This is a genomic window from Lentibacillus halophilus (assembly GCF_055395055.1).
Genome location: NZ_AP043750.1, coordinates 1,585,896 through 1,600,478, shown reverse-complemented (window position 1 = coordinate 1,600,478; position 14,583 = coordinate 1,585,896). Strand labels below are relative to the sequence as shown.

The window sequence follows — 14,583 nt, the reverse complement described above, 5'->3', positions numbered from 1 at the left end:
TCAATAAATAAGGGGTTTCCGGCAGGCCATATTGCTTGTCATTGATGACCATCATGATATTTTACTTCAGGAGGATAAATATGCTGAACATTCTTCATACTATTAATGACATTCTCTGGGGAACACCGAGTTTAATTCTATTAGTTGGCACAGGCTTATTTTTAACGCTCATTCTTAAGGGATTACAATTCAGGCAATTGCCTTATGCTTTCAAACTAGCTTTTTCAAAGGACAAAGAAGATGACAGCACGGAAGGGGATGTCAGCAACTTTAAAGCCTTGATGACCTCCCTTGCCGGTATGGTGGGGAATGGTAATATTGCAGGTGTTGCAACAGCTGTGACACTGGGAGGACCAGGAGCCATCTTCTGGATGTGGATCGTCGGACTGGTTGGAATGGCAACCAAATATTCCGAGGCATTACTTGCAATGAAATATCGTGTTAAAAATGCAGACGGCGAATATTCCAGCGGTCCTATGTATTATATTGAACATGGTATAGGAAGTAAATGGAAACCACTGGCCATCGCATTTGCCTTTTTCGGGGCGTTTGCGGCGCTTGGTATCGGGAATAGTGTCCAATCCAATACGATTGCCGATGTAATGCAAAATAGTTTTAGTGTAGGCGGATTAACGACAGGCATTATTCTTGTTATTCTGACGTCTTTAATTATTTTCGGAGGGCTGCAGCGGATTAGTTCCGTAGCCGGAATATTTGTACCAATTATGGCTGTTTTTTATATCTTTGCGGCACTGATTATTCTGGTATTAAATTATGATAGCATTCTTCCGGCATTTGACTTGATATTTACGTACGCATTCCACCCCATTTCAGCAGTTGGTGGATTTTCCGGGATCGTCATCTCCGAAGCTATCAAAAGCGGTGTTTCCAAAGGGATTTTTTCAAACGAAGCCGGCCTGGGTACTGTTGCATTAATTGCCGGAAATGCCAAGACAAGCCACCCGGTCAAACAAGCTTTAGTAGCCATGATTGGCACATTTATCGTAACGATAATCGTTTGTACGATGACAGGTCTGGTGTTAATCGTTACTGGGTTTTGGGATACGACGGGAGGAATGCTATCAGGTGTCACACACGATGCAAGCCTTGATGCTGGTGCCCTGACAAGCGCAGCATTCGGTTCGTCATTAGGCGCCATCGGAGAATACATGGTGTCGGTCTCCGTCGTTTTCTTCGGATTCTCGACTATTTTAGGCTGGTATGTATATGGATCCAAATGCTTTGAATATTTGTTTGGCTTAAACTATATGGGAATTTATCGCCTGATTTATGTTGGTGCCACGTTCGTTGGAACCATTGCTAAACTGACAACCGTCTGGGCATTTGCCGACATGGCAAACGCATTGATGATGATTCCTAACCTTATTGGCATTTTGCTATTATATAAAGTTGTTGCGAGTGAAACAAACGATTATTTTGGCAGGTTTTATATAGACACGAAAAAAGTCGTTTAATCTTAACGCTTCACCCACCAATGTTGGTACCGAGCAGGTTCTATGACTCGGTACCGATATACACCAGCCCCCTTTTTATAAGCCATTCCATTTCTGTTCACACAAAGGTCATACTATCCACGCGTATCCACACGCCTGATATGTTATCATTAATGTAGAATTGTATGAATTAAGCAAGCCATCTCGCCGTTTTTGGTGTTAACATATCATCCGGGTTGTTAAGGAAGGGATAAAAACGATGAAGCGATTCAAAATTCCGGTACTGTTGCTTACGCTTTTTCTTGTTGCGTGCAGGGAAGAAATTGAGACAAATATATCAGAAGAAGTGAGCGATTTTTCTTTTACCACACAGAACAATGAAACACTATCTAACAAGGATTTAGAAGGAAAATGGTGGATAGCGGATTTTGTCTTTACCAACTGCACCACTGTCTGCCCACCCATGACCATGAACATGGCCGAACTGCAGCAAAAAATGAAAGAAGAAGATCTGAATGCCCAGCTCGTTTCCTTCAGTGTTGAACCTAAGAATGACACACCGGAAGCACTGAAAGAGTTTGCCAACCAATTCCAAGTTGACTTTAGCAATTGGACATTTTTAACCGGGTACGACTTTCAAACGATTAAGGAGTTTTCCATCAAGTCGTTTAATTCACTTGTAAAAAAGCCACCAGAAGGGACCGATCAGGTTACACATGGCACCCGGTTCTATTTAGTTAATCCCGAGGGAAAGGTCATCAAATATTATGACGGCACCGATTCGGAGGAAATACCAAAAATCATTGACGACTTAAAGATCGTTCTCAACAACAGTAAGGATAATTCCACAGAGCATGCATCGGAAAATGAAGAAGAAGAACTGAAGGAACTAAAGGTCAACTTTGATGTTCCGGAATCCACTAAAGCAAACAAAACCGTCCAGTTAAAAGCGACTGTGACCTATGGCGATAAAAAAGTAACGGATGCAGATGAAATGGAGTTCGAATACTGGAAAAAGGGAAACAAGGATGACAGCACGATGGTTGAATCGACTAACAATGGCGATGGAACCTATACGGCCGACGTGACTCTGGATCAAGATGGCGTTTATGAAATGTTCGCCCACACCACGGCTCATGGGACGCACTCCATGCCGAAACAATCGATCACGGTCGGCGATGGTGCCGGCAACGACGAAGAAAACAACAACCAAAAATGAAAAAGGCTGCTCAACGTTGACGAGCAGCCTTTTTCATTTTCGTTACACACGTTCTTATCCTACTGATACTTATTTGCGAACATATTGGCGCATATCATCTTTCACGCCTGCCAAACACACCTCTGCTGGATCAGCGGATACATCCAGTGTTACCTCGGAGCCATCCGTTGGCAACGTTTCTTCAAAAATCGCCTCATAATCATCCACACTAATTTTTGTCCGGGAAGTAAGCGATTGACTGTGTTGTTTCACTGGCAACTGTTTGCGGTAATTTGGTTGCAGGATACCGGCAAAAAATTCCCCAACTGCGCCGGAACCATAGCTGTACAAACCGATACGTGTCCCGGGCTGCAAATCTTCCTTGTTTTCCAACAACGAAAGCACGTTTAAGTACAGGGAACCGGTGTAAATATTACCGACCATCCGATTGTATTCGGCACTAATTTGATAATTGGTCATCAGTCGTTCCGCGTCGTCATCCGTTCCCTCATCCATCACTGCTTTTAACGCTTTTTTGCCCATTTTTGTATACGGAAGATGAAACGTGATGGCTGCGAAATCAGCCAGTCCCAAACCCGACTGCGCTTTATACTGTTCCCATACGTTAGTGAAGAAAGCGATATACTGTTCGTTGGAAAGTTTGCCATCCACCAGGGCCTTGTCCGAGTGAATCGGCCGCCAGAAATCCATCACTTCATCGGTTTTAAACGCACTGTTCTCTTCCAGCGCCAAAATATCCGGATCAGCACCGATAAGCATAGCAACAGCACCTGCACCTTGGGTCGCTTCCCCTGCTGTGGCTAATCCATAACGCGCAATATCCGAACCGATCACCAGCACTTTGCTGTCAGGATGCAAAGCTATATGTCCTTTTGCCATCTGAATCGCCGCCGTTGCACCGTAACAAGCTTGTTTCAATTCAACGGACCGAGCGTGCTCATGGAGCCCAAGCAAGTGGTGGACATAAATAGCTCCGGCCTTGGAATGGTCAATACCTGATTCTGTTGCCAAAATAACGAAATCGATCGCTTCCTTATCCTTATCATCGACGATTTCGAGCGCTGCATTGACCGCCATTGTGACAGCATCTTGTGTGATGGGGGCCACTGCCATTTTTTCCTGGCCAATGCCAATCGTAAATTTTTCAGGGTCAACATTACGTCGGACAGCCAGTTTATTCATATCGACATATAAATGAGGGGCATAAAGTCCTATCTTATCAATACCTATCTGCAACGTCGTCATACTCCTTTTTGGATCGATTTTTATTTTATAATCAAAAAGCTTAATCCATGCGATTGATTTTTATATAATGATGCCTAACATGTAACAACCATAATATAGCATACCATGAAAAACTACATTGAAAAAGCGGAACTTTCATCCGGTGCCATAAAAGGGGGCAGCAGCACATATTTGCTTTTCCGGAATATAATGGGCTCAGAACACGAAAAAGGAGGAAGGGAATATGCCTATGTCCCTACCAGTTCCCATCAAACCATATGAGATCAAGGACGGACCCGGGAAGCATGTGGTTTACCCACAAGTCTACAATATGGCTAATCAGTCCTTGCAAGCTTTTATTAACCAATCAATTGTACGGAATACGCAACAACTCATCGATATGCAAACCAACGATATGTCAGGGAATATTGCGGAAATGGTCGGCGGGTTTGAGATGAAAAATAATCAGCGGAATGTATTGAGCTTAACCCTGTCCAACTATGCCATACCTTATATGGCGGCAAACGGCATGACGTACATGAATTCCTTAACATTTGATTTGATGAACGGAAATGAATGCCGGCTCAGTGATTTGTTCAAACCAAGGAGCAACTATACTCAACGCATCTCAGCAATAATTCAGAAACAGATAGCCGAACGTGACATTCCCACAATTCATAACTTTACCGGAATCAGTCCACAACAATCGTTTTATATAGCTGACAAAACGCTCGTCATTTATTTCCAACCTTTGGAGTTCACGCCACATGTATTCGGAATTCCAACGTTCCCGATTTCTGTTTATGAGCTGCAGGATATTATCCCGGAAAACAGCCCCCTCAGTCGTATGGCCATGAACAATTAGTTAATGAAAGCCGGCCGGGCAGGTATTATGTTTGATCTGGATGCTGACCTCAACATTTATCACTGAATAAAATGAGGTCAGCGTGTTCATTAATACTGGGTATGGCAAGTGAATGATCTTTTTCACGACATCTTGTCCTCAGCTCACCATCCATTGAATATAGCATTGCACAAGGATATAAAAAGCAATCGCAAATTTGTAGTTAAACGCCAGACCATTTTTAAATGGACTTAATCCATTGGTTCCACTTAAAATAATGACCGGCATAATTAATGGCGACACTAAAATCGATATGGCGCTTCCCGATGTGACTGCCAGCACTATCAACTCCGGTGGATACGGCAGTGAAATGCTTTCTAGAATACCTGCTACCAGAACCATAACCGTCAGCGGCCCGAGTCCGATAAAGCCAAGAATGATAACGATAAATGGAAGGAAATACAACATATTGAAAAACGGCAGAACTTCCTGAAGCGAGTAAATACGGTTAACAACAGCCTTGCCGATTCCACTCTGGTTCACGGCCAATATAACAATGCCTGCCGATATCAACACACTGAACTGATAGGCTTGAGATGATAATCCATTCGCATAATAATTCTTCATTTCAGCAACCATATGTTTCATTTTTCGCTTGACCAAAAAATATATAACGGACCAGACAATAATTACAAACGGAATAAGCAGCATCAGTTTTACCGCAAGAATCTCATATAATAGAAAAATAGATCCAAATAACGTGATAAAGAGAAAAATAAATTCTCCTGTAGTGCGTAACTGGTCTTTTTTATCAGATGATTGCTCAAGGACCGAACTAATTTCTTTTTTAATCTCGGAGGTGAAATCAATTCCGTAACTTTTTTCTTCAAAACGGGAAAACAAGACAGCCATTACGATCCCAGCCACCGCCACAAAAAAACCTTGTAGAATAGACTGCCATAACGATGCATTTAACGCTTCCACCGCAAAGGCAAAGCTTGGTATGCTGATGGTCCATATCGTTGATAAAGCAAACCCGCGCAGAAGTGCTGTACCTTTAAAATATTCCCAAGCTTCACCTCGCTGATGTTGCAGGATATTGCTTACAAATTGATACATTAGCGAAATAACGCCGAATAGTAAAAAGTACGAAAGAATATGGGTGAATGAAATCATGACGAAATAAAACTTCCGGCTGGAATCAAGCAGCTTATGCGCGAGGCCGATCATTTCATTGATATAAGCCTCTTGGCGCAACACCCAGCCAATCAATGGAACAATCGCGAGCAAACCAATAATATCGCTCATTTGAAGCAAACCGTTTTTAATATGTTCTGCACTTAATCCACCGGTTACCACTAAGGTGATAACCCCAGCCGTTATAAGAAAGAGGGGCAATTTAAAACGATTTAACGTTAAATTCACTGCGGACAAAATTAACATGACAAAACCAATGACGGCATGTATATAGGCAATACTTTCAATATTAAAGAAATAATTGATGAAATGTAAGAGAGCGTACAAAAAAATCGATAACCGCAATCCTCTTGATACAAATTGAACCATTTTCATACTCCTTCATGTATCCACATTAAAATAAACGACATGACAATCAGTATAACGCAAACCTTTCACGAATGAAAATGGATCAATTAAGCCTTTTGGGAATAGTCAATATTTAATAAATCAACAACGTTTACTGCAAAACACCAACCATTGCGGTCCCTTATTCATGTTCAAGGTCTAAAGTTACGGGACAATTTACTGTTACAAAATTGCCCCAGTCCACTACCAATCTTACTCTTCCCGCCTGCTCCTACTTCGCTTTCTGATAATCCAAAAGACAACCACACCAATGGCCCCTAATAAAATCAATACTGGAAGATTGCCAACAACGAAGACAAACAGCCCTGAGAACGCTGAGAGAAGAAAATTAACGCTTTTCATAAGCTGCTGTTTTGTTTTTTCCCACGTATTCAGATCCTTGTCACTCGTTAACGTTACATTCGTTTCCTCCATTTGAATGGTGACGGTGGCAAGATCAACTTTATTCTGTAAATACTTCATCCGTCCCGTAATTTGCTCGATCTCCTCCTGGACGTTTGCAAGATCTTCTGAAACATTCAACAAATCTTCTGTTTTCTCAGCATCTTCCATAAATGAAAGCAGCCGTTTTTCCACAACCTTTTTGGATTCCAAACGCGACTCCAGATCCACGTACTCCTCGGTTACGTCCTGTCCTGAAATCGAACTGTTCACTACTTTTTTACCGCCATCCTCGACAAGCTGAACAAATTCCCGGAAATGCTTCTGCGGAATACGTGCCTTGATTTGCCCGTTGACAGAACCATCGGTGGAATTATCGTGCATGCTTGATTCAACGATGTAGCCGCCCCGGTCATTCACCTGCTTTCGAATATCAGCAGTCATCTCTTCATAATTGGTCACCTCGATATGCAGATCGGCTTTATAAATGACTTTTCGATCCGTGTCGGCAGCCTTATCAGACGGTGAGGAAGCATTGTTATCTTTATTACCACTGTTTTCTCTCTCGTTATCAGTAACGCTGTCATCGGCAGCTGTAAACGATTCATTGTTTTCTATGGCTTCTTCCGTCGACTGATCGGCTTGGTCAGTCGAACCACTTTCACCCGGCTGATTGCTGCATCCGACTATTAGCACACTAATAGTCATAACCATACATATGACAAGCTTTTTTTCCATGATTGACCCCCCATTTTACAACTACAGACGGTGTGAAGCGAAAAACGTTACATGTATTTTGTGAAACGTCAGAGTTGTGATAAAAATGCTGAAGTCGAACCTGAAATCGTCAAACTTTATGAATATCCTGGAACGTGATACATTTAATGCAATGTCTATATATGGAGGTAGATTCATGATTCATGATTGGCTGAAGGAATCAAATTACACGGTGATATTTACTGGTGCAGGCATGTCTACGGAAAGCGGTCTCCCGGATTTCCGATCGACAGGCCATGGTCTGTGGACTAAACAAGATCCGAGCCAAATTGCCAGTACAGAAGCCTTAAATAATAATATTGATGCATTCATTGATTTTTACCAAACTCGTGTTCAACATGTTAAAGAGTACCAACCCCACAAAGGACATCATGTCTTAGCTGATTGGGAGCAACGCGGGATTATCCAGTCCATTATTACACAAAATGTCGATGGCTTTCACCAAGAAGCCGGCAATAGGCTGGTGGCTGAACTGCACGGAACTTTGCAAAAACTGCATTGTCAATCGTGCGGAGAAAAATATAACAGTCATGAATACATTGACCGTGACTACTATTGCCACTGTGGAGGAATATTACGTCCTTCCATCGTGCTGTTCGGGGAAACATTGCCACAACAGGATTTTCAAATGGCACTCGCTGAAGCCGAAAAAGCAGAATTATTTATCGCACTGGGGTCGTCATTGAGTGTAACACCGGCCAATCAATTCCCACTCATCGCCAAAGACAATGGTGCAAGACTCGTCATTGTCAATCGTGAACCGACCGAACTGGATAAATTTGCAGACCAGGTCATTCACGGACGTCAAATTGGCGATGTTCTTGAGGAATGGAATTCATTTTAAACATATCAGCCGGACACAAACATGCGCCCCTTTTTGTCAAACGATAATAGCCGCGCATTTTAGCGTGACACGCCTTTCACACGTATGGATAGCTTCATGAAATATAATGACCCCTGTTTCAGTTAATGTTATCCAATCGACCCTTCGTGCAATAATCATTCATAACAGGACATTTCTTCTTAATCACAAGCATGATAATATAGGATAGCCTCCACAGATAAAGGAGACCTACTCATGAGCCATTCAATCGATCATCAAAACCATTTCTATGATACATTCGATTCGCCGGAAGGGCTGGCCGACCGCATTGCTGACATTCTGGGATGCCCTGTCACCATCGAGGACGTTAATCATCGGATTATTTCCTATAGCAAACATGAGGAAAATGTCGATGATGCACGGGTGGCTACGATTATACGACGAAGCGTACCGGAAAATGTTATTAATGGCCTATGGGAAAGCGGTGTCATGACACGTCTGTTCGAAAGTAGCGAACCGGTGATTGTACCAAAAATTGATAAAGTGGGGCTTGGGAATCGCATCGCTATCTCTGTACATAAACATCGTGAAGTGCTTGGGTTTATATGGGCACAAATTAATGAGGCCACGATCACCGATGACAAACTATCACTTATGAAAGATGCAGCGAAACTTGTTAAAAACCAACTTCACCAGCATCACCTCAAAAATAAAAAAACTGAAGAAAGTTATCAGAATTTCTTCCGTCAGCTCTTATCCGGTCACATACAGCAGAGTGCGGAAATTCAACGTCAAGCCAGCCGATTCGGACTGAAATTCGGAAATTATCATGCCATCGCCATTATTGAATTTGATTCCGACATATCCCAAACCATCGAAAAACATGCTTTCTATCTAACAGAAACATTTCAACAGCCGTATACTGTTTGTCGACTATTTGATCAAAACCAGTTGATTATTCTCCTCAGCCTAGAAACACACGCACGAGAAGCATTGAAAACATTCGTGCAGAACTTTACCAAAAAAATGCACGAGCGCTTGAACATCCATCATGTGAAAGGGGGTTTCGGTCAGGTCTATACCACACCTGAATCGATGAAAGACAGTTACAGACAAGCTGTAAATGTTCTTGAACTGAAAGAGCACTTTCCTTCTACATTACATGATGTTCATGGTTATTATGAACTTGGTGTTTACCAGTTTCTATATGAACTTCGGGCCATTCGGAACCGTGACAACTACCAAAATGATGCGTTGGAACGACTTAAGGACTATGACAAGAAAAATGGCTCGGACTTAGTGGCAACCTTGCATGCTTATCTGGCTTGTGATGGCAATGTTTACAACGCGGCGAAACGAATGCACGTTCATACCAACACATTGAATTACCGATTGAAACGCATCGGTACCATTGGGGAAATCAATTTAAAGAATCCTAATCAAAAAATGACGATATATCTTGATATATTGATAGAATCCATTGATAAGGGGCATTTGTGATTTTTAACAAACATCCTCATCCTTTTTTTGTTTTTCTACTAATGAAAAATTCCTATAAAAGAGTTATAATGAATAAGACAAATTGTATTGATAAGGGGGAGTTTTAACATGATTATCAGTGTACCCAAAGAAATTAAGAATAATGAAAACCGTGTTGCGATCACACCAGCAGGGGTGGACAACTTGGTGAATGCTGGACATACAGTGCTGGTTGAAGCGAATGCCGGTGTCGGAAGCAGCTTTACCGATGATGAATACAAAGCAGCCGGGGCTGAAGTATCTGAAAGCGCTTCGCACGTATGGGAAAAGGCGGATATGGTTCTTAAAGTGAAGGAGCCGCTCCCATCCGAGTATCGCTATTTCCGTGAAGATTTAATCCTATTTACGTTCCTTCACCTAGCAGCAGAGCCTGAGCTGGCAAAAGCTCTGGCGGAAAATGGCGTGACAGCTCTTGCTTATGAAACCATTACTGTCAATAAGGCATTGCCACTGTTATCCCCAATGAGTGAAGTAGCCGGCCGAATGGCATCCCAACTCGGCGCGCAATATCTTGAAAAAGCCAAGGGAGGTAAAGGTGTACTGCTTAGTGGCATTCCAGGGGTCAACCGTGGAAAAGTCACCATTATTGGCGGTGGCATCGTTGGCATGAACGCAGCGAAAATTGCAGTGGGGCTTGGTGCGGACGTTACCATCGTTGATTTGGATCCGAACCGTCTGCGCGAACTTGAAGACATCTTTGGCGGAAATGTGCAGACACTTATGTCCAACCCGGCCAATATTGCAGCATCCGTTAAAGATTCAGACCTTGTCGTTGGCGCTGTCCTGATTCCAGGTGCCAAAGCTCCAAAACTTGTATCAGAGGATATGGTCAAAGCCATGCAACCCGGTTCTGTAATGGTTGACGTTGCCATTGACCAGGGCGGAAACTTTGAAACTGTTGATCATATTACAACGCATGATGATCCAATCTACGAGAAACATGGTGTCCTGCACTATGCCGTTGCCAACATACCTGGCGCCGTTCCACGTACAGCGACGATCGGGTTGACGAATGTAACGATCCCTTACGCCCTGCAGGTTGCTAATAAAGGTGTAGAACAAGCTATCACAAGCAACCCTGCCATGAAGTCCGGCGTGAACATACTTAATGGTAACGTTACTTATGAAGCTGTTGCACGTGATCTCGGCTATAATTATCAATCGGTTGATGACGTTCTTTCAAACTAAATGATACCCAATAAAAAGGCTGTCTGCAACGTCAGGCAGTCTTTTTTAATGGAATGGACTACTTGACTATTTCTATGTCTTTATCGCCATTGTCTATAGGGCTTGAAACGCAGTCAGGCACTATTATTAAGTCATAGTCTTCTATCACCTTATCTACTGATTTGGGGAATTAAGAAAAGCTTTGTCGAGCTGTAAGATATTTTGACTGTTTTTGACGAAATGGTTGCATTGTTTAATAAAAATGGAGAGAATAGTTTTTGTGCGATTTTGTTAGAAATGACAAATGACCTATATCATTTATATTGGAAGGGAAGACTGGTGTATCATGGAAATACTAAAAATGGCTATTACCAATAAAAAAGAAGAAATGATTAAGCTGGGCGTAACGTATGGTCTCACAGATCAACATACAATCATTTGTAGCCAACAGCTGGACACGCTATTAAACCTTTTTGACAACCTGAATCAACACAACCATGATAACTATGATGAGGATCTATTCCGTTATAATATGTTAACGCAAGAGGGACACATCAGCGCTTAAGCTGATGTGTCCCTCTTTTGTGTCTCTTCAACACATTAATATTCGATTGGTTTCCGCAAATCCAGTCGCTGAATGTTCTTCGGATATTACCTTTTTCGCCCCTTGTTTTTCCTGTTGCGTTCATTCAATTGAATGACAATCCCTTGGACAACACGTTTATCATCGTCCTGTTCTTCTTGCTCACTATCACTAATGCCCCACATTTTCAACAAATAAAACAAAGCAATGGAATAACTGGATAACTGAAGAATTTTAAGCAACGCTCCGGCCAACTGCTGATCATAAACAACATTCAATACCGGTATCAAATCACCTGATACATCCATATAAGAGGTATATAGCGTTTGTTGTACTGCCAGTAAAAAAATACCGATCGGCATCAAAAATAAAGCGGTAAAAAATACATACGCAAGCCGCTTAAAATAGCTGTTGTCAGCCACTTCGTCATATGGCTGTATAATAATCCACCAGGTAAGGAAAGCAAATGTAACTAAAACAACCTCATATAAAAATTGAAGCAATGAACTCGCATGAATGGCGTCAAAGAACGAAGGAATGAGAAACATCGTAACAAGACCATTAAAGATAAGCGCTAATATCCACGGGTAGGCAAATAGCTTTTTGGCAAACTTGGTACGTTTGTGGCGCCAAAAAAAGACGGACAAATACTGCGCCGGTAAACTCAGAATAAACAATGGAACCACAACAAAGGCCATAACCGACACCTGAAGCACAAGCGCACTGAGCAAGTAATCGTCCGCGATCACATCCAAAGGTGTTCCTTCCACAAGAAAAAATAAACTGACTGACGTGAAAAAGTACGTCTTCTGCGTGTTTGTCAAACCGTAATGTGGCTTCTTAATAATGGCATGGAAATACCAATAACATAATAGCACTGCCATTATCAACGTAACCGGACTTATCAGCTCATACCATGCATGATTAGATAACAACGAATTCATTGCGTATCAACCCCACTTTATTGGTTTACCATCTATATGTCAGTTTAACAAAGGGTGGTGGAAATTGGATACAAATTGGCTTATGCCCCATTATTCTGCTTTCCGGCAACTATTCGATGATCTTGCCAGGGTTCAACAAATCGTCCGGATCAAGGGCGCGCTTGATTTTCCGCATAACTTGCAGAGCACCGCCATGTTCGCGCTGTTGATACTTTTGCTTTCCCGTACCAACGCCATGTTCTCCAGTGCATGTTCCACCCCGCTCGAGAGCGTAGTTAACGATCTGTTCGTTCACTTGATCAGCCTTTTCCATTTCATAGGGGTCTGACGGATTAAGCATAAGAAGGATATGGTAATTTCCATCACCGACATGCCCGACAATCCCCCCGGACAAACCTGATGCTTGAATGGCTCCCCGTGCATCCTTGATCGCACCGGCGAGCTCGGATATCGGCACACAGACATCGGTGACCATTTGTTGCCTGCCTGGATGATTGTGAATAAACGCATAGGCTGCATGGTGACGAGCCTCCCATAGCTTATTGCGGCCAGCTGTATCCGTTTCAAATTCCACTTGGCGGCAATTCATATCCACAACCAACTCTTCCATGAACTGAGTGTCATGCTGCAATCCTGCTTCATTGCCATGCAGTTCGAGAAACAAGGTTGGCACTTCCTGATAACTGGTATCACTGTAAAGGTTCATCTGCCGGATGGCTTCTTCGTCCACTAATTCCACCCTTGCAATGGATATACCCGCCTGCATGATAGCAATAACCGCTTCCACAGCATCATCAACAGAGGTAAATTCTGCCCTTGCCGCCATAATATGCTCGGGAATACCGGTAACTTTGAGAGTCAATTCCGTAAAACAGCCCAATGTTCCTTCCGAACCGACGAAGAGCCCATTCAAATTATAGCCGGATGATGACTTTGCTGCCATGCTGCCGGTATGTATGGTCGATCCATCTGCTAGAACAACCTCCATATCGCGCACCTGATCACGCATAATGCCATATTTAACCGATGTTGTTCCACTCGCGTTCGTTGCAGCCATACCGCCCAGTGTCGCATCCGCACCAGGATCAACGGTGAAAAACAGACCGTATTTTTTTAATTCTTTATCCAATTGTGATCGTGTAACACCCGGCTGAACGGTGACTAAAAAATCATCTTCCCGTACTTTCAAAATGTTGTTCATATTGGCAAAGTCAATCGTAATACCGCCTTGATGCGGGATGACACTGGCTTCCAGACTGGAACCATAGCCATAAGGCACAACAGGCATATCCAAACGGGCAGCAACCTCCATAACGTCACTCACTTCATCCGCATTGTCCGGAAATACGACGACATCAGGCAAGTAAGGGGTGTGATACGATTCATCCGAACTATGCTGCTCCAGCATGGTTTCATTCATGGTCACTCGGTCCTCTGACAGAACCTTTCGCAATTCTTCAACGGCTTCTATACGTTTCCCGGTATCTTGCATCTACATGCGCCTCCTTCGAAATACTGTCGTTACCTAGCTTGTGATAACTGAATTAAATTTCCGCACGTATCATCAAAAATAGCAAACGTCATTGATCCTGCATTGGTTGGTTCGAGCGTGAAGTTCACATCATAGTACGTCATATGTTCATATTCAGCCCAAATATCATCGACTACAAACGAAGCGGCAGGAATCCCCTGTTCGTATATAGCTTTTTGATACGTTTTGGCCGCTTCATTATCATTTGGTTCCAAAAGCAATTCGACCCCATCCGGATCCTCTGGCGACACGACGGTGAGCCATTTCATGTCACCATTACCCACATACATATCCTTCTTTTTTTGGAATCCCAGCATATCCGTATAAAATTGAAGTGCATTCTCCTGATCGTCTACAAATATACTTGTTACTTTAATGCGCATGTTCGACCTCCATTCCATTCCATTATATCAGGAATTGTCTCTGATTTTAATGCAATGCATATGAAATTAAAAAATGCTGTGGTTGCACGATAGACAACGACAGCATTTT

At 42.7% G+C, this 14,583-nt stretch carries 13 protein-coding genes; 7 read left to right on the top strand and 6 right to left on the bottom strand.

Going from position 1 to position 14,583, the window contains the following annotated elements:
* Positions 1-80 precede the first annotated feature (80 nt).
* Both ACZ5Q7_RS07815 and ACZ5Q7_RS07810 read left to right on the top strand, forming a co-directional pair.
* The gene (locus ACZ5Q7_RS07815; protein WP_343752323.1) at positions 81-1,475 is read left to right on the top strand and encodes an alanine/glycine:cation symporter family protein; all 1,395 of its coding nucleotides are present in this window, start codon (positions 81-83) and stop codon (positions 1,473-1,475) included.
* Positions 1,476-1,713: 238 nt separating this feature from the next.
* Positions 1,714-2,673, top strand: coding sequence for an SCO family protein (locus tag ACZ5Q7_RS07810; protein WP_343752324.1), 960 nt, complete (start codon positions 1,714-1,716; stop codon positions 2,671-2,673).
* A 69-nt stretch (positions 2,674-2,742) separates the two neighbouring features.
* Here the strand turns inward: ACZ5Q7_RS07810 and ACZ5Q7_RS07805 are convergent, their stop codons facing one another.
* Positions 2,743-3,909 (bottom strand): hydroxymethylglutaryl-CoA synthase, encoded by a 1,167-nt coding sequence (locus tag ACZ5Q7_RS07805; RefSeq protein ID WP_343752403.1) that lies wholly within the window; start codon positions 3,907-3,909, stop codon positions 2,743-2,745.
* Between the two features lie 232 nt (positions 3,910-4,141).
* Here ACZ5Q7_RS07805 and ACZ5Q7_RS07800 point away from each other — a divergent pair, with 232 nt between their 5' ends.
* On the top strand, positions 4,142-4,762 hold the full coding sequence (locus tag ACZ5Q7_RS07800; RefSeq protein ID WP_343752325.1) for a DUF3298 and DUF4163 domain-containing protein: 621 nt from the start codon (positions 4,142-4,144) through the stop codon (positions 4,760-4,762).
* A 138-nt stretch (positions 4,763-4,900) separates the two neighbouring features.
* On the opposite strand, the gene ACZ5Q7_RS07795 is transcribed toward ACZ5Q7_RS07800, so the two are convergent.
* Together ACZ5Q7_RS07795 and ACZ5Q7_RS07790 are read right to left on the bottom strand one after the other, a co-directional pair.
* Entirely contained in the window at positions 4,901-6,307 is a 1,407-nt protein-coding gene (locus tag ACZ5Q7_RS07795) for a hypothetical protein (protein ID WP_343752326.1), read from the bottom strand.
* 231 nt (positions 6,308-6,538) lie between these two features.
* Positions 6,539-7,465 carry a DUF4349 domain-containing protein gene (locus ACZ5Q7_RS07790; protein WP_343752327.1) on the bottom strand — a complete coding sequence of 309 codons (927 nt, stop codon included), beginning with the start codon at positions 7,463-7,465 and terminating at the stop codon, positions 6,539-6,541.
* 175 nt (positions 7,466-7,640) lie between these two features.
* Here ACZ5Q7_RS07790 and ACZ5Q7_RS07785 point away from each other — a divergent pair, with 175 nt between their 5' ends.
* From ACZ5Q7_RS07785 to ACZ5Q7_RS07770, 4 genes are all read left to right on the top strand, one after another.
* Positions 7,641-8,348, top strand: coding sequence for an NAD-dependent deacylase (locus ACZ5Q7_RS07785; protein WP_343752328.1), 708 nt, complete (start codon positions 7,641-7,643; stop codon positions 8,346-8,348).
* A gap of 234 nt (positions 8,349-8,582) precedes the next feature.
* Positions 8,583-9,827, top strand: coding sequence for a PucR family transcriptional regulator (locus tag ACZ5Q7_RS07780; protein ID WP_343752329.1), 1,245 nt, complete (start codon positions 8,583-8,585; stop codon positions 9,825-9,827).
* A 108-nt stretch (positions 9,828-9,935) separates the two neighbouring features.
* The gene (gene ald, locus ACZ5Q7_RS07775; protein WP_343752330.1) at positions 9,936-11,054 is read left to right on the top strand and encodes an alanine dehydrogenase; all 1,119 of its coding nucleotides are present in this window, start codon (positions 9,936-9,938) and stop codon (positions 11,052-11,054) included.
* 325 nt (positions 11,055-11,379) lie between these two features.
* Entirely contained in the window at positions 11,380-11,598 is a 219-nt protein-coding gene (locus ACZ5Q7_RS07770; RefSeq protein ID WP_425542363.1) for a Spo0E family sporulation regulatory protein-aspartic acid phosphatase, read from the top strand.
* Positions 11,599-11,684: 86 nt separating this feature from the next.
* Here the strand turns inward: ACZ5Q7_RS07770 and ACZ5Q7_RS07765 are convergent, their stop codons facing one another.
* The 3 genes from ACZ5Q7_RS07765 to ACZ5Q7_RS07755 all read right to left on the bottom strand — a co-directional run bounded on the left by ACZ5Q7_RS07765 (position 11,685) and on the right by ACZ5Q7_RS07755 (position 14,474).
* Positions 11,685-12,560, bottom strand: a complete 876-nt coding sequence (locus tag ACZ5Q7_RS07765) for a cytochrome c oxidase assembly protein (RefSeq protein WP_343752331.1) — start codon at positions 12,558-12,560, stop codon at positions 11,685-11,687.
* 109 nt (positions 12,561-12,669) lie between these two features.
* Positions 12,670-14,052 carry an FAD-binding oxidoreductase gene (locus tag ACZ5Q7_RS07760; RefSeq protein WP_343752332.1) on the bottom strand — a complete coding sequence of 461 codons (1,383 nt, stop codon included), beginning with the start codon at positions 14,050-14,052 and terminating at the stop codon, positions 12,670-12,672.
* A gap of 29 nt (positions 14,053-14,081) precedes the next feature.
* Positions 14,082-14,474 (bottom strand): VOC family protein, encoded by a 393-nt coding sequence (locus tag ACZ5Q7_RS07755; protein ID WP_343752333.1) that lies wholly within the window; start codon positions 14,472-14,474, stop codon positions 14,082-14,084.
* Positions 14,475-14,583: the final 109 nt, after the last annotated feature.